The sequence below is a fragment of the uncultured Aliiroseovarius sp. genome (assembly GCF_947497285.1).
Taxonomy (GTDB): domain Bacteria; phylum Pseudomonadota; class Alphaproteobacteria; order Rhodobacterales; family Rhodobacteraceae; genus Aliiroseovarius.
Map to the genome: position 1 here is coordinate 693,308 of NZ_CANMFT010000001.1, position 26,243 is coordinate 719,550.

Annotated in this window: 24 protein-coding genes; 21 read left to right on the forward strand and 3 right to left on the reverse strand. The window is 60.1% G+C overall.

The features are described from left to right. Positions 1-89 precede the first annotated feature (89 nt). The 3 genes from Q0864_RS03320 to tdh all read left to right on the forward strand — a co-directional run bounded on the left by Q0864_RS03320 (position 90) and on the right by tdh (position 2,977). Complete coding sequence (locus Q0864_RS03320; protein ID WP_298566091.1) at positions 90-650, forward strand: XRE family transcriptional regulator; 561 nt, start codon at positions 90-92, stop codon at positions 648-650. Between the two features lie 96 nt (positions 651-746). Then, complete coding sequence (locus tag Q0864_RS03325) at positions 747-1,934, forward strand: glycine C-acetyltransferase (protein WP_298566092.1); 1,188 nt, start codon at positions 747-749, stop codon at positions 1,932-1,934. A gap of 14 nt (positions 1,935-1,948) precedes the next feature. Continuing rightward, entirely contained in the window at positions 1,949-2,977 is a 1,029-nt protein-coding gene (gene tdh / locus Q0864_RS03330) for an L-threonine 3-dehydrogenase (RefSeq protein ID WP_298566183.1), read from the forward strand. A 129-nt stretch (positions 2,978-3,106) separates the two neighbouring features. Here the strand turns inward: tdh and Q0864_RS03335 are convergent, their stop codons facing one another. After that, positions 3,107-3,571, reverse strand: a complete 465-nt coding sequence (locus tag Q0864_RS03335) for an Lrp/AsnC family transcriptional regulator (protein WP_298566093.1) — start codon at positions 3,569-3,571, stop codon at positions 3,107-3,109. 101 nt (positions 3,572-3,672) lie between these two features. On the opposite strand from Q0864_RS03335, the gene Q0864_RS03340 reads away from it, so the two are divergent. The 15 genes from Q0864_RS03340 (at position 3,673) to Q0864_RS03410 (ending at position 19,506) form a co-directional block, all read left to right on the forward strand. Continuing rightward, on the forward strand, positions 3,673-5,133 hold the full coding sequence (locus Q0864_RS03340; RefSeq protein ID WP_298566094.1) for an aminotransferase class V-fold PLP-dependent enzyme: 1,461 nt from the start codon (positions 3,673-3,675) through the stop codon (positions 5,131-5,133). Next, on the forward strand, positions 5,130-6,476 hold the full coding sequence (locus Q0864_RS03345) for an MFS transporter (RefSeq protein WP_298566095.1): 1,347 nt from the start codon (positions 5,130-5,132) through the stop codon (positions 6,474-6,476). The genes Q0864_RS03340 and Q0864_RS03345 overlap by 4 nt, the downstream gene beginning before the upstream one ends. Positions 6,477-6,516: 40 nt before the next feature. After that, complete coding sequence (locus tag Q0864_RS03350) at positions 6,517-7,983, forward strand: NAD(P)/FAD-dependent oxidoreductase (protein WP_298566096.1); 1,467 nt, start codon at positions 6,517-6,519, stop codon at positions 7,981-7,983. Beyond that, positions 7,983-8,462 carry a hypothetical protein gene (locus tag Q0864_RS03355; protein ID WP_298566097.1) on the forward strand — a complete coding sequence of 160 codons (480 nt, stop codon included), beginning with the start codon at positions 7,983-7,985 and terminating at the stop codon, positions 8,460-8,462. Before Q0864_RS03350 ends, Q0864_RS03355 begins: the two co-directional genes overlap by 1 nt. Continuing rightward, a complete protein-coding gene (locus tag Q0864_RS03360) occupies positions 8,459-9,049 on the forward strand; it encodes a peroxidase-related enzyme (protein WP_298566098.1) in 591 nt (196 codons plus the stop codon). Before Q0864_RS03355 ends, Q0864_RS03360 begins: the two co-directional genes overlap by 4 nt. A gap of 40 nt (positions 9,050-9,089) precedes the next feature. Beyond that, positions 9,090-10,199 carry an NAD/NADP octopine/nopaline dehydrogenase family protein gene (locus Q0864_RS03365; protein WP_298566099.1) on the forward strand — a complete coding sequence of 370 codons (1,110 nt, stop codon included), beginning with the start codon at positions 9,090-9,092 and terminating at the stop codon, positions 10,197-10,199. Positions 10,200-10,255: 56 nt separating this feature from the next. Continuing rightward, positions 10,256-11,365 carry an extracellular solute-binding protein gene (locus Q0864_RS03370; RefSeq protein ID WP_298566101.1) on the forward strand — a complete coding sequence of 370 codons (1,110 nt, stop codon included), beginning with the start codon at positions 10,256-10,258 and terminating at the stop codon, positions 11,363-11,365. A gap of 73 nt (positions 11,366-11,438) precedes the next feature. Then, on the forward strand, positions 11,439-12,425 hold the full coding sequence (locus tag Q0864_RS03375) for an ABC transporter permease (RefSeq protein ID WP_298566103.1): 987 nt from the start codon (positions 11,439-11,441) through the stop codon (positions 12,423-12,425). Continuing rightward, on the forward strand, positions 12,422-13,225 hold the full coding sequence (locus tag Q0864_RS03380) for an ABC transporter permease (RefSeq protein WP_298566105.1): 804 nt from the start codon (positions 12,422-12,424) through the stop codon (positions 13,223-13,225). The genes Q0864_RS03375 and Q0864_RS03380 overlap by 4 nt, the downstream gene beginning before the upstream one ends. 3 nt (positions 13,226-13,228) lie before the next feature. Next, on the forward strand, positions 13,229-14,314 hold the full coding sequence (locus Q0864_RS03385) for an ABC transporter ATP-binding protein (protein ID WP_298566106.1): 1,086 nt from the start codon (positions 13,229-13,231) through the stop codon (positions 14,312-14,314). 245 nt (positions 14,315-14,559) lie between these two features. Then, a complete protein-coding gene (locus tag Q0864_RS03390) occupies positions 14,560-15,042 on the forward strand; it encodes a fasciclin domain-containing protein (RefSeq protein WP_298566107.1) in 483 nt (160 codons plus the stop codon). 199 nt (positions 15,043-15,241) lie between these two features. Continuing rightward, positions 15,242-15,688, forward strand: a complete 447-nt coding sequence (hpaR, locus tag Q0864_RS03395; protein ID WP_298566109.1) for a homoprotocatechuate degradation operon regulator HpaR — start codon at positions 15,242-15,244, stop codon at positions 15,686-15,688. Positions 15,689-15,781: 93 nt separating this feature from the next. Further along, complete coding sequence (locus tag Q0864_RS03400) at positions 15,782-17,317, forward strand: Stealth CR1 domain-containing protein (protein ID WP_298566110.1); 1,536 nt, start codon at positions 15,782-15,784, stop codon at positions 17,315-17,317. 240 nt (positions 17,318-17,557) lie between these two features. Next, entirely contained in the window at positions 17,558-18,784 is a 1,227-nt protein-coding gene (locus Q0864_RS03405) for a hypothetical protein (protein WP_298566112.1), read from the forward strand. Then, positions 18,781-19,506: a hypothetical protein gene (locus Q0864_RS03410; RefSeq protein WP_298566114.1), complete on the forward strand. Its 726-nt coding sequence runs from the start codon at positions 18,781-18,783 to the stop codon at positions 19,504-19,506. The genes Q0864_RS03405 and Q0864_RS03410 overlap by 4 nt, the downstream gene beginning before the upstream one ends. Positions 19,507-19,550: 44 nt before the next feature. Here Q0864_RS03410 and Q0864_RS03415 read toward each other — a convergent pair whose 3' ends face one another. Together Q0864_RS03415 and Q0864_RS03420 are read right to left on the reverse strand one after the other, a co-directional pair. Beyond that, entirely contained in the window at positions 19,551-20,660 is a 1,110-nt protein-coding gene (locus tag Q0864_RS03415; RefSeq protein WP_298566116.1) for a CaiB/BaiF CoA-transferase family protein, read from the reverse strand. A gap of 8 nt (positions 20,661-20,668) precedes the next feature. After that, positions 20,669-21,250 carry a cupin domain-containing protein gene (locus Q0864_RS03420; RefSeq protein ID WP_298566118.1) on the reverse strand — a complete coding sequence of 194 codons (582 nt, stop codon included), beginning with the start codon at positions 21,248-21,250 and terminating at the stop codon, positions 20,669-20,671. Between the two features lie 137 nt (positions 21,251-21,387). Between Q0864_RS03420 and gabT the strand changes: the two genes are divergently transcribed. From gabT to Q0864_RS03435, 3 genes are all read left to right on the forward strand, one after another. Continuing rightward, positions 21,388-22,683, forward strand: coding sequence for a 4-aminobutyrate--2-oxoglutarate transaminase (gene gabT / locus Q0864_RS03425; RefSeq protein WP_298566119.1), 1,296 nt, complete (start codon positions 21,388-21,390; stop codon positions 22,681-22,683). A 3-nt stretch (positions 22,684-22,686) separates the two neighbouring features. Then, positions 22,687-23,901: an acyl-CoA dehydrogenase gene (locus tag Q0864_RS03430; RefSeq protein ID WP_298566121.1), complete on the forward strand. Its 1,215-nt coding sequence runs from the start codon at positions 22,687-22,689 to the stop codon at positions 23,899-23,901. Between the two features lie 186 nt (positions 23,902-24,087). Next, positions 24,088-26,243: cache domain-containing protein (locus tag Q0864_RS03435; RefSeq protein WP_298566123.1), on the forward strand; the 2,156-nt coding region annotated here is incomplete at its 3' end.

Sequence of the window (26,243 nt, forward strand, 5' to 3'; positions counted from 1 at the left end):
GTTGACCCAAGGCATAAAGCCATCCGAACCTGCGCGCCGTTCACCATTTTCCACTGGAAAGCCAACCAAGCCGGCCTTACCGTCCAATTATGATGGACAAACCTGACTCGATCCTCTCGCGTCTTCCGGCCCGCCTGAAACAGGCGCGGCGGACGCAAGGGCTGTCGCTTGAAGCGGTGGCCAGGCTATCAGGTGTGTCGCGCAGCATGGTCAGCCAGATCGAGCGGGGCGTATCCTCGCCCACGGTGTCGACGCTGTGGAACCTGACGCGCGCATTGCAGGTCGATTTCGCGGGGCTACTGGAGGATCAGGCAGGCAACCAGATCGACGTTTTGCGCGCGCAGGAAGTGCCGACCATCGAGAACCACGGCGCAGGCTGCACGATCCGCATTCTGTCGCCGCCCGAGGATGCAGGGCAACACGAGGTCTACGAGCTGCGCTTTGCCAAGGATGGCGTTTTGGAGTCAGCGCCCCACGCCCACGGCACGCAAGAGAACCTGACCGTGATCGAAGGTGTGCTGACCGTGACCAGCGGTGATTTGTCTGACCGGCTGAACACAGGTGAAACCGCGCGTTATGCGGCGGACGTGCCACACCGGTTGCAGGCCGAAGGGCGTGCGCGCGCCTTCCTTGTCGTCAAAGGCGGGTAACGATCTGGCGGACAGTTGTTTGCCAAGGTGAAATCCCATATTGTGGACATTTGTCCGCTATAGTAGCGTTTCGGTATCAAAACACAGGAGCCTCCCATGTCCGACCGTTTCATTTCCGATCTGCAATCCACGCTTGCCGGGATCGAGGCCGACGGGCTGATGAAGCGCGAGCGGCTGATCACCTCGCCGCAGGGGGCGGAAATCAGCGTGGGCGGCCACGAGGTGATCAACCTGTGCGCCAACAACTATCTGGGGCTGGCCGATCACCCCGACCTGATCCGCGCTGCGTGCGACGTGATGAAGGACAAGGGGTTCGGCATGGCTTCGGTCCGGTTCATCTGCGGCACGCAGGATTTGCACCGCGACTTGGAAAAGAAACTGGCGGCGTTTCTGGGCAAGGACGATTCAATCCTGTTCGCCGCCTGTTTCGATGCGAATGGCGGGTTGTTTGAACCGCTGCTGGGGCCGGAGGATGCGATCGTCTCGGATGCGCTGAACCATGCGTCGATCATTGACGGGATCCGGCTGTGCAAGGCGCGGCGCTTTCGGTATGCCAACAACGACATGGGCGATCTTGAGGCGAAGCTGAAAGAGGCGCGCGACGGTGGCGCGCGGCATGTGATGATCGCGACGGATGGCGTCTTTTCGATGGATGGCTATCTGGCCAACCTGCCGGAAATTTCCCGGCTGGCGCAGCAATATGATGCCGTGATGATGGTGGACGATTGCCACGCGACCGGCTTTATGGGGCCGCGTGGGGCAGGGACGCCGGATCATTTCGGGGTCGATGTGGATATTCTGACCGGCACGTTGGGCAAGGCACTTGGTGGCGCGCTTGGCGGCTATATCGCCGGGCCGCAGCCCGTAATCGACCTGCTTCGCCAGCGCGCGCGGCCCTATCTGTTCTCAAACGCCTTGCCGCCGTCGATTGTTGCGGCGGGGCTTGAGGCGATCCGGTTGGTGGAAGAAGGCGCGGGGCTTCGCACGAAGCTGTTTGAAAACGCGCGAAACTGGCGGGACGGGCTGAGCAAGCTGGGCTTCAAGCTGCTGGACGGCGAGCATCCGATCATTCCGGTGATGCTGGGTGATGCCCCCTTGGCACAGAAAATGGCGGCCGGGTTGTTTGACGAAGGCGTCTATGTCTCGGGTTTCTTTTTCCCGGTCGTGCCGCATGGACAGGCGCGCATCCGCACACAGATGAGCGCCGCTTTGACCACCGAACAGCTTGACCGCGCGCTGGCTGCGTTCGGCAAAGTGGGTCGTGATTTGGGAGTGATCAAATGAGCCTACCCAACACCATGAAAGCCCTGGAAAAATCCAAGCCCGAGGAAGGGCTGTGGATGGTGCAGGCGCCGGTGCCGGAGATCGGCCCCGATGAGGTGCTGATCCGCATCAACGCCACCGGGATTTGCGGCACCGACATTCACATCTGGAACTGGGATGACTGGGCCGCTGCCACAGTGCCGGTGCCGATGATCACGGGCCACGAGTTTGCCGGCGAGATCGTCGAACTTGGCCGCAATGTCACCGGGCTTGAGATCGGGCAACGATGCTCGGGCGAGGGGCATGTGGTCGGCACGGAAAGCCGCCAAAGCCGGTCGGGAAAGTTCCATCTGGACCCGGGCACGCGGGGGATTGGTGTGAATGTGCAAGGGGCGTTTGCGGAGTATTTGCGCCTGCCTGCGTTCAACGTGGTACCGCTGCCCGATGATATCCCGGACGAGATTGGCGCGATCCTCGACCCGCTTGGCAACGCGGTGCACACGGCGCTGAGTTTCGATCTGCTGGGCGAGGATGTGTTGATCACCGGTGCCGGGCCGATTGGCATCATGGCCGCGGCGGTCGCGCGTCATGCTGGGGCGCGGCATGTTGTGATCACCGATATCAACCCGGATCGCCTGAAGCTGGCCGAACATGTTTGTCGAAACATCCGCACGGTGGATGTGACGAAAGAAGATTTGCGCGATGTGATCAGCGAACTGAAAATGAAGCAGGGCTTTGATGTCGGGCTTGAAATGTCAGGCAGTCAGCAGGCGCTGGACCAAATGGTGGAAAGCCTGATCATGGGCGGCAAGATCGCGCTTCTGGGCATTCCGCCCGGCAAGTCCCCCGTCGATTGGTCGCGCATCGTGTTCAAGGCAATCACCATCAAGGGCGTCTATGGCCGCGAGATGTTCGAGACCTGGTACAAGATGATCGCGATGTTGCAAAACGGGCTGGATGTGAGCCGCGTGATCACCCACCAGATGCATGTGGACGAGTTCAAGGAAGGCTTCGCCGCGATGAAATCCGGTCTGTCGGGCAAGGTGGTGCTGAACTGGCGCTAGGTCCGTGAAGGTCCCCGTCCGGCCATGCCGGGCAGCCCCCGACCGCCCCCATGGGCGGGGGCTTCACCCCCACCCGCGGTCAGAGTCCGCCCTTCCGTTGTTCGCCAATGCGAGAAGATCGGTTGTGCCTTACCTGAGCGGAATGGGCCGCTGTTCCTCGATCGCCTCCATCGCGAAATAGGAGGTGACGGTCTCAAGCTCGATATTCCCGATCAGGCGCTTATAGACATCATCATAGCCTGCCATGTTGCTGACAACGATCTTCAACAGATAGTCGTATTCGCCGCCGATGCGGAAGAAGTCGATCACCTCGGGGATCGCCGAGACGTGGTTGCGGAACTGTCGCAGCCAGTCGGCAGAATGGTGCCTTGTCTTGATCAACGAGAATACCACGAAGCTGCCGCCTAGACTTTCGCGGTCGATCACCACGGTGCGGTTGCGGATTGCCCCCATGGCTTCCAGCGCCTTGAGCCTGCGCCAACAGGCGTTTTGCGACAAGCCGATCTTGTCGGCAAGAACCCTTTGGGACTGTGCCGCGTCGCGTTGGAGTTCCTCTAGGATGTGATAATCAAACTGATCTAATATATGCGCCATAAAGCGATCATATGACCCAAAATTTGATTTGCAATGGTGAAAAGCTGTGAAGTTTTTTCAAAATTTTGCGTCATCATGGTTGGATCAATTCAGGGGATAACATGACCGCTCTCGACGATTTCAAGGCTGCGCTGAAGGGCGCTGAGGTTCATGATCAGATCCGCAAGGGGCTGATCGGTGAAAATGTGCAGATCGACGGGCCGTTTGGGCCGAAACCGCTGATCTATGCCGACTACGTCGCCTCTGGCCGGGCGCTGGCGCAGGTCGAGGATTTCATTCGTGATCGTGTGCTGCCCTATTACGCCAATACCCACACGCAGGCGTCGTTTTGCGGCGAATATATGACCAAGCTGCGCGAGGCTGCGCGGGCCGAGATTGCGCGTCTGACCGGTGCGGGGCCGGGGATGAGCGTGGTGTTCACCGGCGCAGGTTCGACCGCCGGGATCAACCGGATCGTGGGCTTGCTGGACCTGGCCAAAATGGTCAGGGACGGGCAGCGCGTGGTGGTCTTGACCGGCCCGTATGAGCATCATTCCAACATCCTGCCATGGCGCGAAACCGGGGCCGAGGTGATCGAGGTGACCGAAGCCCCGGGCGGTGGCGTCGATCTGGATGACCTCGCGCGTGCATTGCAGGCGGCGCAGGGGGCCGCGCGGATCGTCGGCACGTTCTCGGCGGCGTCCAATGTCACTGGTATTCTGACCGATGTGGACGCGGTGACCCGGATGCTGCGCGCCCATGGCGCGCTGGCGATTTGGGACTACGGCTGTGCCGGACCCTATTGCGCGATGGATATGAAGCCGGGCAGTGATGCCCAGAAGGATGCCATCGTCTTTTCCGTGCACAAGTTTCCCGGCGGTCCGGGGTCCAGCGGTGTTGCGGTGATCCGTGACGCGATCGCCTGCCGTGCCACGCCGACACTGCCCGGAGGTGGCACGGTCAGTTTCGTGTCGCCGTGGGGGCATGTCTATTCTGAAAACCTCGCGGCGCGCGAAGAAGGCGGCACGCCCAACGTGACCGGCGATATTCGCGCGGCACTGGCGATGCTGGTGAAAGAGGCGCTGGGGCAGGATTGGCTCGACAAGCGGCAAGCGGCACTTAGGGCGCGGGCCCTGAAAATCTGGGCTGGCAACGACCGGCTTGAGGTTTTGGGCCTGCCCGACGCCGACGCTTTGCCGATCTTTTCCTTCCGCGTGCAGGACGGGGAAGGGGGGCAGGTGCATCACCAGTTCTTCACCCGACTGCTCAGCGATCTGACCGGCGTGCAGGCACGTGGCGGCTGTGCCTGTGCCGGGCCGTATGGCCACCGTTTGCTGGGTCTGGGCAAGGCCGATTCCGATGCGACCATCGCGGCTTTGGAACAGGGCGAGGAGACGGCGAAGCCCGGCTGGGTGCGGCTGAACCTATCTGCCTTGATGACCGACGAGAAGGCAGATTTTATCATCAAGGCTGTGGACGATCTGTCGCGGATCGCCCAAGATTGGGCCGATCAGTATTGCGTCGATACCAGTACCGCCCGGTTCAAAGCCCAAGCCTTGCCCAAGGATACGCTCGCCTCATGACCGCAGCCCGTATCAGCCCCCTTGCCAATCCGACCTTCCGGCGGCTTTTCGCCGCGCAGGTGTGTTCGTTGTTGGCGATCGGGCTGATGACGGTGGCAATGTCGCTGGCGGCTTACCGTATCGGTGGCGCTGCGGCGGCGGGGCAGATCCTTGGCTTTCTGTTGGCGGTGAAGATGGTTGCCTATGTGGGCATTGCGCCACTGGCCGAAGCCTTGTTGGCAGGCGCCCCGCGCAAGCGGGTCATGGTGGGGCTGAACGCGGCGCGGATGCTGCTGCTGCTGCCCATGGCCTTCGCCACCGAGACGTGGCAGATCGCAGCACTGGCGCTGGTGTTTTTCGCGGTCTCGTCCGGGTTTACGCCGCTGTTTCAGTCGGTGATCCCGGACGTGCTGCCGGACGAGCACGCCTATAGCCGGGCATTGGTCTGGTCGCGCATCGCCTACACGCTGGAATCGGTGCTGTCACCGGTGATCGCCGCCATCGTGCTGCAACTGATCGCGGCAGAGTTCCTGTTCTGGGTCGCTGCGCTGGCCTTCGTGGGGTCCATCCTGGGGCTGCTGATCACGCGTTTCCCAGCGGACACGGGCGCGCAGCGCAAGGGGCCGTTCCTGACCCGTGCACTGAACGGACTGCATATCTATCGCAAGACGCCGCGGCTGCGGGGACTGTTCTTGTTCAATTTTGCACTGTCGCTGAGCATGGCCTGGGTTTTGGTCAACTCGGTAGTGCTGGCGGGCACAACGCTGGGCGATGCAGAGCGGCATTTCCCAATCCTGATGACCCTCTACGGGCTGGGGGCTGCGATCGGTGCTGTGCTGGTGCCGCGCCTGATTGAAAGACTGGATGAACGTCGCGTGATGGCGGTGGGTGCGCTGACGCATGCAGCGCTTGGGTTCGGGATTGCTTTGCCGTTGGGCTATGCGGGCCACTTGGCGCTTTGGCTGGCGTTTGGTTTGGCGGCATCACTGGTGCTGACGCCGGGCGGCTTGGTGATCGCACGGTCGGCCCGTGCGGTGGACCGCGCGTCGGTCTTTGCGGCGCAATTCTCGTTGTCTCATGTCGGATGGCTGGTGGCGTATCCGCTGGCTGGACAACTTGCGGCCCTTGCCGGGTTGACGCCATCGCTGCTGGTTTTGTCGGCGCTCACCGCAGGTGTGGCCCTATTGGCAATACGGGTCTGGCCCGCCGCCGATCCGCTGACGCGCTCACACGTTCATCCCGACTTGCCCAGCGATCACCCACATTTGCGCGACACTCCGGCGCACGGGGCCCGGCACCGGCATGCCCATCCCTTCCATATCGATGTTCTCCACCCGGAATGGTCTGACAGCCAGTCTGCCTGACCGCTTCGGGACCGGATCTGATACCTAAAGGAAAGACGACATGACACATGACACCGCAACGCCGATAGATGGCCAAGGCTTGCCTGCACTGGAGGCGCGGCTGCGTGAGGATCTGACGTTCCTCTGCTGGCCCGGCAAGGACTGGGTGCCTGCGCGTGACGGGGTCAATGATGTGGTGATCATCGGTGGTGGCATGTGCGGCATGGTGGCGTGGCTGGCGCTGAAAACCGGTGGCATTCACAACATGCGGGTGCTGGATCGCAGCCCCGAGGGGCTGGAAGGGCCGTGGCTGACCTATGCACGGATGGAGACGTTGCGCTCGCCCAAAGAGCTGACGGGTCCGGCCTTTGGGCATGGTGCGTTGAGCTTTCAGGCGTGGTATCGCGCGCAGTTCGGCACAAAGGAATGGGACGCGCTGGACAAGATCCCGCGCCCGATGTGGATGGAGTACCTGCAATGGTATCGGCAGGTTTTGGACATCCCGACCGAGAACAACGTGGCCGTCGATCTGGTTGAGCCTGAGGGGGATTTGTTGCGGCTGCACCTGTCCGGCGCGAAGGAGAAGTCGATCCTGTGCCGTAAATTGGTCTTTGCCACCGGGCGCGATGGCACCGGGCAGCCGAACATTCCCGGCTTTGTGCAGGGTCTGGACCGCAGGTTCTGGGCGCATAGTGCCGACGAGATCGACTTTGCCAACCTGAAAGGCAAGCGCGTGGCGGTGGTGGGCGTGGGCGCGTCCGCCGTGGACAATGCCGCTGAGGCGTTGGAGCATGGCGCGGCTGAAGTGCGCCACCTGATCCGCCGCAAAGAAATGCCGACCATCAACAAGATGATGGGGATCGGGTCGTTCGGGTTCACCGCAGGCTATGCCAGCCTGCCGGATGAATGGCGTTGGCGCTTCATGCAATATTCCTTCTCCACGCAAACGCCGCCGCCGCATGGCTCGACCAACCGGGTCAGTCGTCATCCGAACGCGTATTTTCACTTCGGTAAAGCGGTGCAAACGACGGTCGAAAAGAACGGCGCGGTCGAAGTGGGGTTCGCCGATGGCACGGCGTATGAGGCGGATTTCGTGATCCTTGGCACCGGCTTCACCATCGACCCGCTGTCGCGGACCGAGTTCGGCGACGCGGCGACCAATATCCTGCTGTGGCAGGATGTTTACACGCCGCCGGCGGATGAACCGTCGCGCGATCTGGGGCGCTTCCCCTACTTGAACCACGATTTCACGTTCCGCGAAAAAGTGCCGGGCACCGCGCAGTGGCTGTCCAATGTTTACTGCTTCAACTACGGTGCGTCGGCGAGTTTGGGCAAGGTCTCGGGCGATATTCCGGGGATATCAGAGGGCGCAAACTGGATGACCCGCGAGATTGCGGCGAAGCTTTACACCGAGGACCTCACCAAGCACTGGCAAGCCATGCTGGACTACGACAAGCCGGAACTGGATGGCAGCGAATGGGTGCCCACCGACCTGATCACGGAAAGTGAGAAGGGGGAGGTGGCCTGATGGCTTTGGTCACGACTGCGCTGCGTCAGGCAGGGATAACGACCGAAGGTGGTTTAGCGGCGGCCGTCGAAGGGCGTGCAGCGATCTTCGAGATGACGCAGGCCGCCGAAGACGCCGTATTGCGCCCGAAAGATGAAGGCCCGTGGTCGCATGACCTGCGGGCAGCGTTGGCAGCGCGGATCGCGACGTTGAACGATGAAGCGGACCTTGCCGCGCAATATGCCGACGGGGCAGGTGCGTTTGCCGATCTGGCTGACCCGGAAAATGACGGGGCAGCGCAGGGTTTGGCCGAGGTTGTGGCATTCATGGACAAGGTCGCAGCTGACACGCGCAATGTTGCGGCGGCTGATGTTTCGGGCCTGCAAGCGGCCGGGGTGGCGGATGCCGATATCGTGCGGCTGGCGGAATTGAACGCGTTTCTGGCCTATCAGATCCGGGTGATTGCCGGGCTGCGTTTGATGAAGGGGGCGTTTGCATGACCAAGGTGATCACGAAATTCACCCGCAACGTCCCGCATTGGCAGCCGCGCGTGACCCCGGTGGACCTGAAAGCCGCCACCGAGGCGCAACTGGATGCGCTGCAGGTCACGCCGTCGAACACCAAGGTGTCGGAATACGTGCTGACCCTTGCGCATGACGTGGAAAGCCTGAAGGTGCGGTCGCCGCTGTTTAATGCCATTATGTATGACACGGGCGGGATGAGCCGGGCCGAGCGGGAGCTGGGCGCACTGGGGGCCTCGATGGTCAACCATTGCATCTATTGCGCCGCCGTTCATGCCGCGCGCCACGCGCAGCTAGAGACATCGACCGAGGTGACGGACAAGCTGTTCCGCGACGGTGCGAAGGCGGATCTGACCGAACGCGACCGGGCGATCTTCGACTTCGCCGTGGCGCTGTCTGAAGCGCCGTCACGGGCCGGACTGGCGCATATGGACGCGCTGAAAGCCGCCGGGCTGGACGCGGCCGAGGTGCTGGACCTGATCCTGTCGGCGTCGTTGTTTGGCTGGGCCAACCGCTTGATGCATGTGCTGGGCGATCCGGTGCGGGTGTCGACAGACGCGGCGTAAGGTGGCGCCCGAATTTGAAAGAGAGCTACAAGGCAAAACGATGGGAGAACAGGTGGGCAAAACGGTAGGATTGGCGGGCGCAGGCTCGATCGCGTTTGGAACGGCGGCGCTGTTGCATAAGGCAGGTCACGATCCGATGTTGTGGTCGCCGTCGGGCGAGGGCACGTCGGAGCTTGCCGACGGTGCACCCCTGACCGCCATTGGTGCGGTCGAGACTACGCTGGCACCTCGCATCGCTGACAGTGCCGCGATGCTGGCGCGCGACAATGACGTTTTGATCATCGCACTGCCCGGCTATGGCCATAAGGCCGTGCTGGACGCGCTGGCCCCGCATATCGAGCCGCGCCATCAGGTGATCATCTCGTCCCATGCCTCGCTTGGGGCGGTCTATCTGATGCAACTGCTGGCGGCGCGTGGCGTGACGGTCCCGATCACCGCCTGGGGCACCACGATCTGCACCGGACGGCGGCAATCGGGCACCGAGGTGCGGGTGAACACCGTGCGCAGCCGTGTGGATCTGTGCACCGTGCCGGAAGACCGGTCCGAGGAGGCCTTGAGCCTGTGTCAGGCGCTGTTCGGCGATCGGTTCCAGCCGCGCGACGGGCTTTTGGCCATTTCGTTGTCCAACCTCAATCCGCAGAACCATATGGGGATTGCCTTGGGCAACATCACCCGGATGGAGCAGGGCGAGACATGGTCGCAGGGCCAGAACGTCACCCCCAAAGTGGGTCGTTTGCTGGAAGAACTGGACCGCGAACGGTTAGAGATCGCACAGGCGCTGGGGCTGGAGGTCAAAACGATCTTTGAGCATTTCCACCTGTCGTTTCACGTGCCCGTCGCCTCGATTTCCGAGATGAACCAACAGATGCACGCGCAGGGCAATGGGGGCGTTGGTCCGGCCACCACCGACAGCCGTTATGTGACCGAGGATGTGCCTTACGGGCTTGTGCTGACCGCAGCACTTGGGCGTCTGACCGGTCACCCGGCGAAGCTGCACGAGGCAGGCATTCAGATTTTTTCCGCCATGTATGGCCGGGACTTCGAAGCAGAAAATGAAATCCTGAAAGCGCTGGACCTTGGCCGCTATGACCTTGATGATCTGAGAAGGGCAGCAAAAACGGGTGTGCTGCGCCAACCTGCCAGCGCCTGAACGACGACAAGACAATAACCAAGAAGAAGACCACTAAACCAACAAGGAGACCTGATATGTCAAAACTGCTTTACAGCCGCCGCCGTTTTCTTGGCACTGCCGCCACCACTGGTGCAGCGCTGGCGTCACCGTTCTATCTGCGTCGTGCTGCAGCCCAATCGGGCGGTGAGGTGAACATCTGGACCTACAACGACTTCGTGCCCGAAGCGTTCAAGGAACAGTTCGAGGCCGAGACCGGCATCAAGGTCAATGTCCGTCTGGTCGATGACCAGGGCAAGCAGTTCAACCTGCTGGCCGCCGAACAGCCGAACCCGACCGTCGATATCATGACCGTCGCCGGCCACCGGTTCCTGCAGTTCATCGACAACGACCTTCTGGCGCCGCTCGACACAGACCGGCTGACAAACTGGGGCAAAATCAACCCGACTTTCTCGGAAAGCGATTGGTCGACGATCAATGGCAACAAATGGGGCGCGCCGATCCTGTCGGGGATGGAAGTTCTGTCCTACAACACCGAACTGGTAAGCGAAGAAGAGGCGCTGACCTGGGACACGCTGTTTAGCGAGAAATACAGCGGTCAGACCGCCTATATCATTCAGGACATGATGTCGATTGTGATGCTGATGAAGGGGTATGACGGCAATATGGTCGAATATATGGATGACCCCGAGAAGGCAGCGCAGATCGTCGAAGAAGCCAAGCAGTTCCTGATCGAGAAGAAGCCTCTGGTGCGCAAGTATTATGATGGCGGGGCAGAATTCCAGCAGATGATGGTCAATCAGGACATCGCGTTGGGCCATTCGTGGAACGGTCCGGCAGCAGCCTTGATCAATGATGGCTTCCCGTTGGCCATGACCATCCCGCGCGAAGGGTCGTATGGCTTTGTCTATACCTACAACATCGCGAACAACGCGCCGAATGCGGACAACGCCTATACCTTCCTTGATGCCATTCTTGCTTCGCCCGAGATTGGCGCGGCAATGACCAAGGCGTCGGGCTTCATCTCGACCTACAAGGACGCATCACAATACCTCAGCGACCTCGAGAAGAAGTCGACCTCGTTCCCGGAAGAGCAACTGGCCAACCTGCAGTTTTTCCGCGCCGAAGCGAACGAGTTGAAATACGGGCTTGTTGACCCGGCGGTCGAGGCGATCAAGGCCGCCTGATACCGCTTCAGGAAACCCGTTCCTGTCCCGCCCGGTGCGGGGCAGGGGCCCTGACCTTCCGAAAGACCATCGAATGACCTATGACGCATCCTCGCAGCGGGGCAAGCGCGCTGAGACGCACGACACTTCGGGCCGCACATTTTGGGGCCGCTTGGTTGAATGGGGGCCGTATCACACGCTGATGCGGCTGGCGACGGCCTCGCCGCGCCGCCAGTTCCTGATCCTTGCCGCCTTTCCGGTTCTCTGGGTGCTGACCCAGCACCTTGGGCCGATGTTGCAGATGGTTCGGGTGTCGCTGACCGATGCCTATCCGGTCGCACCCGGTGTGGAACAGCATTTCACACTGGACAGCTATGCGCGTTTCTTTGGGGATAGTATCTTCTGGATGCCGTTTTTCCGCACGCTGGCCTTTGCCGGGGTGTTTACCTTCTGCACCCTGATCATCACCTATCCGGTCGCCTATTTTCTGGCCCGCCATGTCAGCCGCAAGAACCAGATGCTGTTCCTGCTGCTTCTGCTGATCCCGTTCTGGGTGGGCGAGATCGTGCGCACCTATGCGATCATGATCCTGCTGGGCAACACGGGGGCAGTGAACCTTGTCCTGAAATGGCTGGGTCTGATCGACCGGCCCATTCCCTTTATGTATACAAGCTTTTCGATGGGGGTCGGCATCGTCTATCTGACCGCGCTTTACATGCTGCTGCCGCTGTATTCCGCGCTGGAAAAACTGCCGCAAAGTATGAACGAAGCCGCGGCCGATCTTGGGGCAGGCGCGTGGACGCGGTTTCGCCGGGTGTCGCTGCCCTTGACCATCGAAGGCATCTCGTCGGGTTGCACGCTGGTTTTCCTGATCTCGACCGGGTTTTACGCGACGCCGGTTCTGCTGGGCGGGCCGTCGACCACGGTGTTTGCCGAAACCATCGCGGGTTTCTTCCATGTGGCGGGCGATGAATGGCCCACGGGGGCCGCCTTTGCCACCATCATGTTCATGGCCGCCCTTATCATCACGGCGACGTTCCAGAAAGCAATGAACGCGCTGCGCAAAGGAGAGCAGAAATGAACGATCGCCCAGAACTCTTCCGCGGCAACCGCATTTTCCTGAGCTGCATCTATTGGGCCTTTGTCCTTTATGTCTTCGTGCCGCTGATCCTGATGATCATCATGGGCTTCAAGGATTCAAAGTTCATCGGTTTCCCGATCCGGTCTTGGACTTTGGACTGGTACACAGGTGTGTTCGCCGATGCTGAGGTTCTGTCGACCTTCGGGTATTCGATCGCCATCGCGGTTCTGTCGACGCTGATTTCAGTGATGGTTGGCACGTGGATCGCGGTGTTGCTGGAGGGGCGCAAGTTCATTGGACGTTCGGTCATGTTCGGCATGACGGTCTTGCCTGCGCTGGTGCCGGGGATCATCTCGGCGATCGCGTTTCGCATCTATGCCCGCTATCTGGGGATCGAGCCGGGCATGGGCGCAATTGTCTGGGCGCACGCCGTCCACAACGTGCCCTTTGTGGTGCTGGTGGTGATGGCGCGGCTGTCGACCCTGCCCAAAAGCCAGATCGAGGCGGCGCGTGACCTTGGCGCCGACCCGCTGGTCACCTTCATCCGCATCACCTTGCCCTATCTGGTGCCCGCCATTCTGGGCGCGTCGATCTTCTGCCTGCTGCTCTCGTTTGACGACTTCGTCCGCTCGTTCTTCCTGGGTGGATACGAGCCGACCTTGCCGGTGCTGATCTTTGCAAAACTTCGGTCTGGCATGAGCCCGGAGATCAACGCCATCGCAACCGTTGCGCTGATCCTGACCGCCGCCATCGGCATCTGGGCCGAGCGTTTCACCCGCCGCATGAACAAGGAAAGTTGAGCCATGACCGACCAGACACCACTCGTCCGCATCGAAGGGCTGTCGAAACATTTCGGCCCGACCGTCGCGCTGGACAACCTGACGCTGGACATCGCACAGGGCGAGTTCGTGACCTTCCTTGGCCCGTCGGGCTGCGGCAAGTCGACGACGCTGCGCATTCTTGGCGGGTTCGAACGTCCGACCACCGGCCGCGTGATCCTTGACGGTGAAGACGTGACCAATCAACCGCCTGAGAAGCGCCATGTGAACATGGTGTTTCAGGATTACGCGCTGTTTCCACATATGACCGTGGCACAGAACATCTCGTTCGGGTTGGAGCTGAAGGGCATGAGCAAGGCGGAAATCAAACGCCGCTCGGACGAAATCATGTCCTTTCTGGAGCTGGACGCCTTTGGCGACCGCTATCCGGTTCAATTGTCTGGTGGCCAGCGGCAGCGCGTCGCACTGGCCCGTGCGCTGGCGCCCGATCCGGCGCTGTTGCTGCTGGACGAACCGCTGGGCGCGTTGGATGCCAAGTTGCGCGGGCAGGTCCAGCAGGAACTGAAGTCGATCCAGCGCCGCACCCACAAGACCTTCTTCTTCGTCACCCACGATCAGGAAGAGGCGCTGACCATGTCCGACCGGATCGTGGTGATGAACCAGGGCCGGGTGGAACAAGACGGCACGCCAGAAGAGCTGTATTTCCGCCCCGCCAGTCGTTTCGTGGCCGAGTTCATCGGCGAAACCAACCTGTTGTCGGGCCAGATGCGCGGCACCGAGGGCGACAAGGTGGTGATGGATTGGCACGGCGCTACGCTGATGGGCAAAGCACCCGATAAACTGCCCGGCGAAGGCCAACAGATCACCGCTTCGGTGCGCCTGGAAAAGCTCGGCTTCCACGCCGAACGTCCGCAGACCGGCAACGCGGTGCAAGGGCGTGTGGTGGGCAAGACTTTCCTTGGCTCGCGTATGGCGATGGAGATTGCGGTGGGCAACGGGGGCGATGCGCTGCTCAAGGCCTATGTGGATGCCGAAACCGGCCAGTCCGTCGGCAACGACCCGGTGTGGATCGGCTGGGACGCGGACAACATGGCGGTGCTGAACGACTGAGCGGGCCAAGCCTTGCGACTGTCAGTCCTCTTGGGGACACTTGTGCTTTGCGCAACCAGCGACATTTCTGAAGGGGACTTAGATTTGTCTGTTGCAGAACCGTCCAGCAGGGCTTGAGAGGCGAGCTTTCTAACGCGGGGTTTTTTGGCTGTTCTGCGCCCCCCTGTTTACTTTTTTTGATCCGCATCCAATGGCGGACCGTATTCCTTTCACAGATCACAACTTGTCCAAGAAAAGGAAATACAATGTTTCGCAGAACTTTTCTCTCGCTTTCGGCCGTGGCTTTGCTGGCGACCCCAGCCTTCGCGGACAACCACTCCAAAGATATCGTCGATACAGCCGTCGAAGCTGGTAGCTTCTCAACACTTGTTGCTGCTGTTCAGGCCGCAGGTCTCGTTGAGACCCTTAAAGGTGACGGTCCCTTCACCGTCTTCGCACCGACAGACGAAGCCTTTGCCGCTTTGCCCGAAGGCACGGTCGAAACGCTTCTGATGCCTGAAAACAAGGACCAACTGACCGCGATCCTGACTTATCACGTGGTGTCAGGCAAAGTGATGTCAGGTGACATTGCAGGCAAAAGCATGGAAGTGCCGACCGTCAACGGCGCAATGGCAATGGTCGATGCGACGTCTGGTGTGATGATTGACGGCGCGAACGTCGTTCAAGCCGATATCGAAGCGTCAAATGGCGTCATCCACGTGATCGACGCCGTGATCATGCCGAAGTAAGGCAGGTCAACGTTTCTGGCCAGGGGGCGCAAAGCCGCCCCCAGGCCCTGCGGGCATGATCCCCCTCGGCCCGCAACCTCGCCCTGTCCCAAACGCCCTGTTTCAAAAAAATGGGCGCGTGGGGCGGGGCGATTTTTTTGGTTGTATCCAAGACCCGTGGATCTTCTTATGTGATGATCAACCTGTTGCAGGAGCTTCCATGTCCCCGACCAAAGGCAAAACAGCCCCGGTCCGATTGCCGACCACCCGGCGGTCGCTACCGATTGCCCTGATGCGCGCGCGTGAAAACGTGATGGGCCCGGTGCGCGAGATGCTGGCCGACACTGGTATCACCGAACAGCAGTGGCGCATTCTAAGGGTTCTGTCAGAGCATGGCGCGCAAGACGCGACACATCTGAGCGAACGCACCTGTCTGTTATTGCCCAGCTTGACGCGGATTATTCAGACTATGGTTGCAAAAGGGCTGGTGACGCGCACACCCGACGCATCAGACCGTCGGCGCCAGACCCTTGCCATCACCCCAGTGGGTCAACAGATCATCGACGACAATCTTGAACACGCGGCGCGCATCGCCGATGGCTACGTGCAAAAACTTGGCAAAGACCGCTACGAGGCCCTGCTGGATTTGCTAGAGACACTCGCATAGAAGAAGGGCGCTTGCAGGCATGAACAAAGCCCGCGGGTTCGTTGACACGGCTCTTGTTCTGTCCTACTCAGCGCCATCGTTTTCGAGGTCATCATGTCAAACAAAGTTTCAGTATCCGGCCGCGCGACCGTGCGCGATGTTCAGCGTGTTTTGCTAGATGAAATCGTTAAAACCTGCCGCGATCTGGGGCAGCGACCGATCCTTGCAGACATCACGATGTCGCCGCGGCCCAAGCTTTGGCTGTGTTGCACGCCCGCGGAACGGACCGAAATTACCGCTCGGTTCAAGGCCCAGTGCATTCATATCTCGCACCAAATGGGACGCCAGTTGATCGAGATTGATCCCGCCATCACCGACGCAATTTCAACCATTGCCTATAAACGGTATGTTATTGATCAAGTAGAGCTTTTCGGCGCTGACAGTGGGATCGAGATCGAGTTTTGCCGAAAAGTCCCGGAGCAGAACGTGTGGCGCGCCGGCAGCGGTGTGGCCGAGATCGAAGCCTCAGAGGACTATCTGCAAAATCTTGAGGTGGTTGAATATCTGGGCCAGACACTTCCGGTTCTTGGCAATACGAAAGTGCTTTCCGAACGAGCGCCATACAACGAAAAAGTGGATGTCGTTTACACTTGGGTCGACGGGGCTGACCCGAAATGGCAAAGCAAAAAGAACGGCACGCCGCTCAATCAGGGCACCCTGAACGCGAACGCGCCGACGCGGTTTCTGTCCGGGCAAGAGCTGCTGTATTCGATCCGCTCGCTGCAGCGGTATTTTGTCGATCTGGGAAAGATCTACATCGTGACCGATGACCAAACCCCTGACTTTCTGGGGGATCTGTTGGACGAGGTTTCGATCATCGACCACCGGGAAATCTTCCCGTCGCATGATCACCTGCCTTGTTTCAATTCGCACGCCATCGGGGCCAATCTTCACCGTATTCCAGGGCTGTCGCAACGCTATCTCTATTTCAACGACGACGTGCTGTTGGGAGCGCCCGTTTCTGTCGCGACCTTCTTTGACGAACTGGGCCGCGCCTATCAGTTCCCGTCGCAACGAACCGCCGTTCCGCACAAGCCCTTGTTCACGCCCGAGAACGCCGTCGATGCTGCGGCGCGCAATAACCAGCGCCTGCTGGAGAAATTGTTTGGCACCTTCGCGTTTCGCAAATACAAACACACCCCCGTTTGTGTCGACCGGCTTGTCATGGAGCAGATGGAACGCGATCTGCCCGAAGCCTGGCAGAGCACGCTGCCCAACCGGATCCGATCGGTCGACGATCATTCGATCGCCGGACACCTGTATATGAACTACTCCGCATCGTTGGGAAAATCGGTTCTGGGGCGGATACGCTATCGCTATTTCGATCTGGCCAATCCGCTGTTTGAAAGCATCTTTCCAAGCATTCTTGACAGCGAATGGACCCGTCCGCAAACCTTCTGCGTGAATGACACGAAACCCTCGGAATTCGTCGACGCAAACCGAAAAGTCATGGAACACACGCTAGAGCAACTTTATTCCCAAGAGGCGCCCCAGGTGGACACCGACATGCGCTCTGAATGGGAAAAGGCACCCTTGCCGCGCAAGATCCGCCGGGTTTTGGGCAACGTGAAGCGCAAGGTCTTGCCCTAGGGTCACGTGCGTGGGTGGTCTCTTTGCGACCCTTCCAGGCCGTCGGTTTGGTGGGGTGATCCTGCGCTGGTCAAGATAATATTTCCTTTGTCCTTCCGGTAAATAGCCGTCTATGCTGCGATAGTGTTTTGGCAAGGCTGGCCTTCGGGGTCGGGTCGCATTGACGGGGGGAAGCCCTTGGTTGGCGCGCGACCAGACCTGTCCGGCCGCCAGTGTTCAGCCAGTGCTTGGGAGGTGCGGATGCGTGGTTTGAGGTTTGGATTGCAACTGGTCAGCTCAGTTCTGTTCTGCGCGATAGGTGCGGGGCAGGCTGCGGCGATGCCGGACTATGTCGTGAAGCGTGGACAGGACGATACCTGCAGCCTGATCTTTGCGCCCGACAGAAAGACCAGCGAAAAAGCACCGGGGCTTGTCGTGAGCTTTCGCAAATCCCGCAAGTCGAATTTGATCTCGGTCGGGGTGGAACATGCCAGACGATGGGAAGCGGTCGAGCTTGTGCGTGACAACACCCGCGCGCCTTTTCCGTCCTTTGAAGACACGCGTGCGCGCGCCGTGCCCAAGACGAAGTTCTGGACGATGCTGGCCAACAGGGCCAATGACGCGGCGCCACTTGACGTGACCGTGCGCGCCAGCTCAGGGGTCTACCATTCGGGTCGGTTTCTTGGTCTGACGGCAAAGGGCATTGGCGCTGCACTGACCAAGAATTGCGGGCTGCCTCGCGGCATTTTGAACGCGTCGCGCGAAGACCCCAAGGCCTTGGCACGCGAACAGGCCTTGGATCTTAAGACGCGCGATGTGCTGCACATACGCTGGTTTTTGCTGCGCACCTATACCAACGCCACGACCGCCGACCGTGCGGCACTGTCGCCAGCAGAGCGCGACCTGATTGAACGCTATACGACGGAAAACGGCTTCAAGCCTTCGCGCTATTTGACCCGTCCTGTCGCCAATGCGCTGCTGGCCGAAAAATTCAGGCCCTACCGCAAGGATTTTTCCGACTATCCGCGCTTCAAGCGTTTTGATGATTGGGTCAGTTTTCGCGACACCAAGCTTGGCACCTGTGCCATCGTGACCGAAGCCAAGGAAGTCAACGGTGTGCGTTTCTTCTCGACGCCACGGATGGAAATTCACACCGATCCCAACGAGCGGGGAAACGCGCTCTATTTCGATTTCGTGACTCCCAATCGGTTTCACAAGGATTATCCGATCACGGCTATCGTGGATGGACGCAAAATCAAGCTGAAGCTGGACGAGGGGCGGGTGCGACCGGTCGATATTGGCGATGGCTTTGTGTCGGCCAGAATCGTGCGCGCCATCCGCGCCGGTAAGACCGTTCAGATCCGCGGCACTGGCTTGAACGGCAAATCCAAACATAGTTTCGAGTTTTCGGCGCTGGGGTTCACCGCCGCTTTTCGCAAGATGGCGCGTGACTGCGACCGCCCGGAGATCAGGGAGTGGCTGAAATGATCGGATTGAAACACTTAAAACACGGCGTTGCGGTGGTGGTTCTGTCTTGTGCAGTGCTGCTCGTGGCGGGCCAGCAGGCGCGTGCAGACGGGGAAGTTGGGGTGACCATTGTCGCCGATGTCAGCGCGGATGCGCGTGGCTTTACGGCGCAGGCCGCACAGCGTTTTGCCAGAACATTGCGGCGCAACCTTGGGGATCATTGGGCGAAGATCGACCTTCAGGCCGTCGCATTTGCAAACGGGATGGACCCCAAGGTGGAACGGCTGAGCCGCGTGTCGGCGGATGACGTCAAGGACAAGCTATTAAGCTTCCGCAACGATGCATCGCACCCCGAAGACCCCTTGCTGCGTGCGATGGCCGTGGCCGTGCGCGGGCTGGATGTGAAGGCACCAGCAAATGTGATTGTGGTGCTGTCGGGCGGTGATGTGCGCGACACGGGCCCCGGCGGGGCAAGGATTGACGCCCCCGGACTGACCTTCCCAGACAACACGCATGTCATCTTGATCAAGGTCACGCCGGAAGTGGGCCGGGATCTGCGCACCTTGTCTGGCGCGCTGAAGCGTTCTGCGACAACAGTCAACGTGTTTGGCTTTGACGTGGACGCGCCTGCAAAGGCGGCGAACGAGCTTGTTGAAGCGCTTCAGGTGGTGATGTTCACGCGGGGGATCATCGGCGGAGGTGACGCGCCGATCGTGGTCGTGCCGGGGCGAAAAAAGAAGTGATCAGCCTTTTGTCGCGCTGACTGCCAGTTGCGCCCGCGTCCTGCTCAGGTCACCTTTGGCAGGCGTGGCGCGGTTTTATTCAGCTTCAGCTCGGCGTCTGAAAAGACCCACGGTCCTCGCACGCCCGGCACACCGTCGGGGGTAATTTGCATCCCGCGATGATCCAACTGCGGGTTGGCAAAGGTTTGCGCCATCGTGTTGATCGGACCTGCGGGAACGGTCGCTGCCTCCAACGCCGCCAGTAGGTCCGCCATCAACCAGTTGGAAAGGCCAACGTCGATTTCCGGTGTCAGGGCGGCTCGATTGGCCACGCGGTCTTGATTGGTGGCAAAGCGCGGGTCGCCTGCCAGATCATCGCGCCCGATCACCTGGCAAAAACGCTGGAACTGTCCGTCATTGCCCACGGCCAGGATGATGTGTCCATCCTGCACCGGACAGACCTGATACGGCGCAATGTTGGGGTGTTCATTGCCCATGCGCATTGGGCTGGTGCCGGTCGCCAGATAGTTCATCGCCTGATTGGCCATGATGGCTGTGGCGCAATCCAAAAGGCTCATGTCAATTTGTTGCCCCCGCCCGGTGCGGTGGCGTTGTTCGACAGCGGCCAGAATACCGATGGTGCCGTAAAGCCCGGTGACGATATCGGTGATCGCGACGCCCACCTTTTGCGGCTGGCCTGCCGGGTCGCCCGTCACCGACATCAGCCCAGACAGCCCTTGCAGCAGAAAGTCATAACCCGCGCGGTTCGCCCACGGCCCATCCTGCCCGAACCCCGTGACCGAGCAGTAGATCAGCCTCGGGTTCAGCTTGGCGAGGCTGTCGTAATCCAGCCCGTATTTGGCCAGCCCGCCGACTTTGAAATTCTCGATCAGGATGTCTGCGTCCTTGACCAGATCGCGCACGATCTGCTGGCCTTCCTGGGTGCGGAAATCGGCGGTCACGCACTCTTTGCCCCGGTTCGCGCAGTAATAATAGGCGGCGGTTTTGTCGCCTTCACGCTCAATGAACGGTGGCCCCCATTTGCGGGTGTCGTCCCCCTCGGGGCTTTCCACCTTCACCACGTCAGCCCCCAGATCAGCCAGCGATTGACCGATCCACGGTCCGGCCAGAATGCGGGCGAGTTCTACGACTTTCAGTCCTTCAAGCGGGTGCATGGCGGCTCCTAGAGGTATGGCGGGGTGCAGGCGGACACGATGCGGGCAGGGCGGTCCGAGATGTTGCGAAAGCGGTGCGGTTCGCGCGAGTTGAACAGATAGGCGTCACCCGCTTTCAGCACGCGGGTGTCGTCGCCGACGGTGATTTCCAACTCGCCTTCAATGACGATGCCGCCTTCATTGGCTTCGTGTTCGATCATCGTCTCGCCGGTATCTGCGCCGGGTTCGTAAAGCTCTTGCAGCACCTGAAGCCCGTGCGCCTTGGCGTCACCGACCTGCTTGATGGTGATCATCCGCCGCGCGGCTTCGTTGTCCTGATACAGCGCCGATGTCAGGTCGCGTAGCTCGGACGGCGTGAAGAACACCTGATGAGTCGCGGGCGCTTCGGGCTCAAAAAACTCGGACATGGACATGTTCAATCCGCCCAATATCTTGCGCAGAGAGGCGACGGAGGGCGAGGAGTGATTCCGCTCGATCATCGAGATCTGACCATGCGGCACATTTGCTGCTTCAGCCAACTGCCTCTGAGACAAGCCAAATTGCTGTCTGAGCGATTTCAGTCGTGTGCCGACATCGAACTCGTCCTGCATCACTTTTCCTTCCCGCTGCGATCTTGCCGGATCTTGCGCGACTGACCGCCTTTGTAAATCCTGCGCAAAATTTTGATAGCATTGCGCAGGATTTTGCGCAATATGGTGCGGAATCAAATTTCGAAATGGGGGATCGCATGTCGAACACCGAACAACTGAAGGCCCGGCGCAATGACGCGGTTGCCAATGGGGTCGCCACACGTGGCATCTATGCCGCGCGCGCTGAAAATGCAGAGCTTTGGGACGTGGACGGCAAGCGGTTCATCGACTTTGCCGTGGGCATCGCGGTGAACAACACCGGCCACCGTCACCCTAAGGTGATGGCCGCCGTGGCCCAGCAGGCCGAGGCCTTCACCCACACCTGTTTCCACGTTGCCCCCTACGAAGGTTACGTCAAGCTGGCCGAGCGCTTGAACGCGGTCACGCCGGGCGACTTTGCCAAGAAAACCATGCTGGTCACCACCGGTGCAGAAGCGGTCGAGAACGCGGTGAAAATGGCACGCGCGCATACCGGCCGGTCGGGTGTGATCGCGTTCACCGGCGCCTTTCACGGGCGCACCTTGATGGGGATGGCGCTGTGTGGCAAGGTGACGCCTTACAAGAAAGCCTTCGGCGCAATGCCACCCGAAGTCGTGCATGTTCCCTTCCCGAATGCCTTCCACGGCACCTCGGTCGAGGTGTCGCTGTCGGTGCTCGACAACATGTTCAAAAGCTCGATCGACCCCGAACGGGTCGCTGCGATGATCATTGAGCCTGTGCAAGGGGAAGGCGGGTTCAACATTGCCCCGCCAGAATTCCTGCGCGCGTTGCGGAAAATCTGCGATGAACATGGCATCGTCCTGATTGCTGACGAGGTGCAGGCAGGCATGGCGCGGACCGGCAAGATGTTTGGCTTTGAACATTCGGGCGTCGCTGCGGACCTTGTGACTATGGCCAAAGGTCTGGCAGGGGGCTTCCCGCTGTCCGCCGTCACGGGCCGGAAAGAGATCGTGGACGCAGCGCCGGTGGGCGGCGTCGGGGGCACCTATGCCGGCAATCCGCTGGCGGTCGCCGCGGCCCATGCCGTGCTGGACGTGATCGAGGAAGAACAGCTTTGCGACCGCGCGGTTGAAATTGGGGACAAGATCCAGGCCCGCCTGACTGACATCGCATCGCGTCAAGGCATGGAAGCGATCGGTGACGTGCGCGGGCTGGGCGCGATGGTGGCGTTCGAACTGGTCACCGACCGCGAAACGAACGCGCCCGATGTGGCGCTGACCCAAGCCATCGTCGCCGAGGCCGAGGCGCGGGGGCTGATCATTCTGCCCTGTGGCACCCGTGGCAACGCCGTGCGCCTGTTGCCGCCTTTAACGGTGCCCATGGGCCAACTTGACGAAGCACTCGATATTCTGGAGGCCTCGATCGAGGCCGCCATGACCGCGAAAGGAGCCTGACACATGGCCAAGACCCTCGCCCCGCAATCCCAGCCCGGACTTGGAAGTTTCAACTGGGAAGACCCGTTTCTGCTGGAAGACCAGTTGGAAGAAGACGAACGCATGATCCGCGACAGCGCCTTCGCCTATGCGCAGGAAAAACTGATGCCGCGTGTCACCGATGCCTTCGCCAAGGAAGAAACCGACCCGGCTATTTTCGCCGAGATGGGTGAAATGGGCCTGTTGGGCACCACCATCCCTGAAGAATATGGCGGGCTTGGTGGCGGCTATGTCACCTATGGCCTTGTGGCGCGCGAGGTAGAGCGTGTGGACAGCGGCTATCGGTCGATGATGTCGGTGCAATCGTCGCTGGTGATGTATCCGATCTATGCCTACGGCACGGAAGATCAGCGCAAGAAATACCTGCCCAAACTGGCCTCGGGTGAATGGATCGGCTGTTTTGGTCTGACCGAACCGGATGCGGGCTCCGATCCCGGGTCGTTGAAAACGACGGCGAAGAAAGTCGATGGCGGCTATGTGCTGAACGGGTCCAAAATGTGGATTTCGAACGCGCCGATCGCGGATGTCTTCGTGGTCTGGGCCAAATCAGACGCCCATGGCGGCAAGATCAAAGGCTTCGTGCTTGAGAAGGGCATGAAAGGTCTGAGCGCTCCAAAAATTGAGGGCAAGCTGTCCCTGCGTGCCTCGATCACCGGAGAGATTGTCATGGCAAATGTCGAAGTGTCCGAGGACGCTCTACTGCCTGATGTGGAAGGCCTGAAGGGTCCGTTCGGATGTCTGAACCGCGCGCGCTATGGCATCGCATGGGGGGCAATGGGGGCGGCAGAAGCCTGTTGGCACGCCGCGCGTCAATATGGGTTGGATCGGAAGCAATTCGGTAAGCCCTTGGCGCAAACACAGCTGTTTCAGTTGAAACTTGCCAACATGCAGACCGAGATCAGCCTTGGCCTGCAAGCTGCCCTGCGGGTCGGGCGCTTGATGGACGTTGCCAAGGCCGCGCCCGAAATGGTGTCGATCATCAAACGCAACAATTGCGGCAAGGCGCTGGAGATCGCGCGCCACGCCCGTGACATGCATGGTGGCAACGGCATCAGTCAGGATTTCCACGTGATCCGCCACATGGTCAACCTTGAGACGGTGAACACCTATGAAGGCACCCATGACGTGCACGCGCTGATCCTTGGCCGTGCGCAAACGGGGCTGCAAGCTTTCTTCTGAATACGAGCAAATTTAGATAAAAAGGGCGCCTTCGGGCGCCTTTTTTGCATTTGGTTTAAGCCAATGTTCACCGCCCGACTTCTATGCCTGCTCTATGGCCTGAATGCGAACCGCAGGACTGATCGAAGCGGTTTGTGACGCTCTTAGTGCGGACGGCAGGCCGACTTGTTGGGAACGGAGGCTTCAATGCACCATCTTGCACGCTATCGGATCGCCCACCTGTTGCCGGTGGTGATGATCCTACTGGTCGGAATATCCGTGTGTGGCGCGGTTTTCGTGTCCTATCGCGAAAGCCGGGCTTCGCTGCTGGCGGGGACTGAACAGATGATGCAGGCGCTTGTCGAAAGCCGCCGTGTGCAAGTGGAACGCGCGATGGAGCGAAACCGCGCCGACCTTGTTGTGTCCGCAAAACGCAGCGCGACGGCGCGCGCGCTGAAAAGCCTGACCCGTGCCTGGAAAGTTCTGGATGGCAATCGGGAAAAAGCGCTCCAGCGGCTATATATCGACGAAAACCCGCATGCAGAGGGGCTGCGGCATGAATTGGCCTGGGCCGGCGATGACAGCACCTATTCGACGGTTCATGCGCAAATTCACCCGGAATTTCGGTCGATGCAAACGGCCTATGGCTATTATGATGTGTTTCTTTTGGATCTGGACGGGAACCTGATCTATTCGGTGTCCAAGGAACGAGATTTTGCAACAAATCTGAACACTGGCCCCTACAAGGACAGTGGGTTGGGTCGTGCCTATCGCGCAGCGATGACGCTTGAAGATGGTGAAATCGCGTTCGCGGACTATGAGGCCTATGCACCCAGCAACGCGGCCCCTGCGGCGTTCATCGCGATGCCGGTGTTCAATCGCCGCAATGAACGAGAAGGTGTGCTGGCGTATCAGCTTGCGTCCCAACCGATCAACGCCATCACCAATCAGGCCGCAGAATTGGGTGAAAGCGGAGAGGTGATCCTTGTCGGCCCTGACGGACTGGCCCGGTCGACCTCGCGATTTGCTGAAGAAAACTGGGTCGGGCGCCATGAAATAACGTCTGAAGCAAGCCGACTTGCGCTTGGCGGGTCAAGCGGGGTCATGAAGGAGGTGTCCGCAAAGGGTGTGCCGATCGTGACCGCCTATGCGCCGCTCACGGCCTATGGCACGGGTTGGGCCATCGTCGCCCAGAAACACCAGGCAGAGGTGTTTCAGTCTGCAAACAGGGTCTTGTCGCTGCTCATCATGAAGGCGTTGCCCGTTCTGTTGGCCGTTTCGGTCGTTGCGGTCATGATCGCACGCGGGGTGGCGCGGCCGCTGGTGCAGGTTGGCGCAGATATGAGCGCGGTCGCGGGCGGTGCATTTTCAACGCAGATTGCAGGCACAGACCGCCAAGACGAAATCGGCGCAATCGCCAGAACACTGGCAAATTTTCGAACAAGTCTGGCAGAGGCCAAGCACACCCACGAGGAAAGCAGCTTTCGCGGGGCGGCGTTCAGCAACTCATCTTCCTCCATGCTGATGCTTGATCCGGCAGGGGTCGTCACGCATGCAAACACTGCGGCATTGCAAATGTTTGCCCAGAACGAGGCTGCCTATCAATCTGTCAGTCCTGAGTTTTCGGCAGGCAATGTCGTTGGCACGTCGTTCGATAACCTTCTGGCAGATGGATTGAAGCCAAGATTGCGCGACGCGTTGGCCGGCGCAGACCAGTTCCCAATTCAGATGGAAGACGCTGTGGGAGAGATTAGAAATACAATAGATATCAACAGGGTATGGGATGCTGACGAAAACCTGATCGGATATGTCGTAGAAATTAAAGACATCACCAATGACTTCCTGAACCGGGCTTTGCAAGACACGATCGAAGCACACCAGATCCGGTTGGACATTGATCTGTCGGGGACCGTGATTGGCGCCAATGGCCTGTTGCGAGAAGCGCTTGATTGCGATGCGCGCGCCTTGGAGGCCGTCGCGCTCTCGGACCTTTCCTCCGACGAAAGGGTGAAGGAAGCTGTCGCTGCGGCAGGGCAGGGCATCGCGACCGTCGGTGTTTTCACATTGTCGCTCGGGTCGAAAAAAGAGATCGATGTTGAAGGCAGTTTTGCGCCTGTTCTGGACAGCAAGGGCGTTCTTTTGCGGATTGTGTTTCTTGGCAAGGACGTGACGTCAGCGCAGCGCGCGCTGGCCGAGGCGGAGGCGCGTCGCGCAGCGATGGAAGCCGCACAGAGCGAGGTCGTTGAGGCCTTGCGCGTGGGGCTTGGGCAGCTTTCGGACGGTGACCTGACGACGCGGATCGACCGTGCGTTTTCGGCCGATTACGACGAATTGCGCGAGGATTTCAATTCGGCGGCGGACAA

Excerpts from the sequence above, each read along its gene's own strand:
- Q0864_RS03320 (WP_298566091.1), top strand. The coding sequence starts at position 90 with ATGATGGACAAACCTGACTCGATCCTCTCGCGTCTTCCGGCCCGCCTG.
- Q0864_RS03325 (WP_298566092.1), top strand. The coding sequence starts at position 747 with ATGTCCGACCGTTTCATTTCCGATCTGCAATCCACGCTTGCCGGGATC.
- tdh (WP_298566183.1), top strand. The coding sequence starts at position 1,949 with ATGAAAGCCCTGGAAAAATCCAAGCCCGAGGAAGGGCTGTGGATGGTG.
- Q0864_RS03335 (WP_298566093.1), bottom strand. The coding sequence starts at position 3,571 with ATGGCGCATATATTAGATCAGTTTGATTATCACATCCTAGAGGAACTC.
- Q0864_RS03340 (WP_298566094.1), top strand. The coding sequence starts at position 3,673 with ATGACCGCTCTCGACGATTTCAAGGCTGCGCTGAAGGGCGCTGAGGTT.
- Q0864_RS03345 (WP_298566095.1), top strand. The coding sequence starts at position 5,130 with ATGACCGCAGCCCGTATCAGCCCCCTTGCCAATCCGACCTTCCGGCGG.
- Q0864_RS03350 (WP_298566096.1), top strand. The coding sequence starts at position 6,517 with ATGACACATGACACCGCAACGCCGATAGATGGCCAAGGCTTGCCTGCA.
- Q0864_RS03355 (WP_298566097.1), top strand. The coding sequence starts at position 7,983 with ATGGCTTTGGTCACGACTGCGCTGCGTCAGGCAGGGATAACGACCGAA.
- Q0864_RS03360 (WP_298566098.1), top strand. The coding sequence starts at position 8,459 with ATGACCAAGGTGATCACGAAATTCACCCGCAACGTCCCGCATTGGCAG.
- Q0864_RS03365 (WP_298566099.1), top strand. The coding sequence starts at position 9,090 with ATGGGAGAACAGGTGGGCAAAACGGTAGGATTGGCGGGCGCAGGCTCG.
- Q0864_RS03370 (WP_298566101.1), top strand. The coding sequence starts at position 10,256 with ATGTCAAAACTGCTTTACAGCCGCCGCCGTTTTCTTGGCACTGCCGCC.
- Q0864_RS03375 (WP_298566103.1), top strand. The coding sequence starts at position 11,439 with ATGACCTATGACGCATCCTCGCAGCGGGGCAAGCGCGCTGAGACGCAC.
- Q0864_RS03380 (WP_298566105.1), top strand. The coding sequence starts at position 12,422 with ATGAACGATCGCCCAGAACTCTTCCGCGGCAACCGCATTTTCCTGAGC.
- Q0864_RS03385 (WP_298566106.1), top strand. The coding sequence starts at position 13,229 with ATGACCGACCAGACACCACTCGTCCGCATCGAAGGGCTGTCGAAACAT.
- Q0864_RS03390 (WP_298566107.1), top strand. The coding sequence starts at position 14,560 with ATGTTTCGCAGAACTTTTCTCTCGCTTTCGGCCGTGGCTTTGCTGGCG.
- hpaR (WP_298566109.1), top strand. The coding sequence starts at position 15,242 with ATGTCCCCGACCAAAGGCAAAACAGCCCCGGTCCGATTGCCGACCACC.
- Q0864_RS03400 (WP_298566110.1), top strand. The coding sequence starts at position 15,782 with ATGTCAAACAAAGTTTCAGTATCCGGCCGCGCGACCGTGCGCGATGTT.
- Q0864_RS03405 (WP_298566112.1), top strand. The coding sequence starts at position 17,558 with ATGCGTGGTTTGAGGTTTGGATTGCAACTGGTCAGCTCAGTTCTGTTC.
- Q0864_RS03410 (WP_298566114.1), top strand. The coding sequence starts at position 18,781 with ATGATCGGATTGAAACACTTAAAACACGGCGTTGCGGTGGTGGTTCTG.
- Q0864_RS03415 (WP_298566116.1), bottom strand. The coding sequence starts at position 20,660 with ATGCACCCGCTTGAAGGACTGAAAGTCGTAGAACTCGCCCGCATTCTG.
- Q0864_RS03420 (WP_298566118.1), bottom strand. The coding sequence starts at position 21,250 with ATGCAGGACGAGTTCGATGTCGGCACACGACTGAAATCGCTCAGACAG.
- gabT (WP_298566119.1), top strand. The coding sequence starts at position 21,388 with ATGTCGAACACCGAACAACTGAAGGCCCGGCGCAATGACGCGGTTGCC.
- Q0864_RS03430 (WP_298566121.1), top strand. The coding sequence starts at position 22,687 with ATGGCCAAGACCCTCGCCCCGCAATCCCAGCCCGGACTTGGAAGTTTC.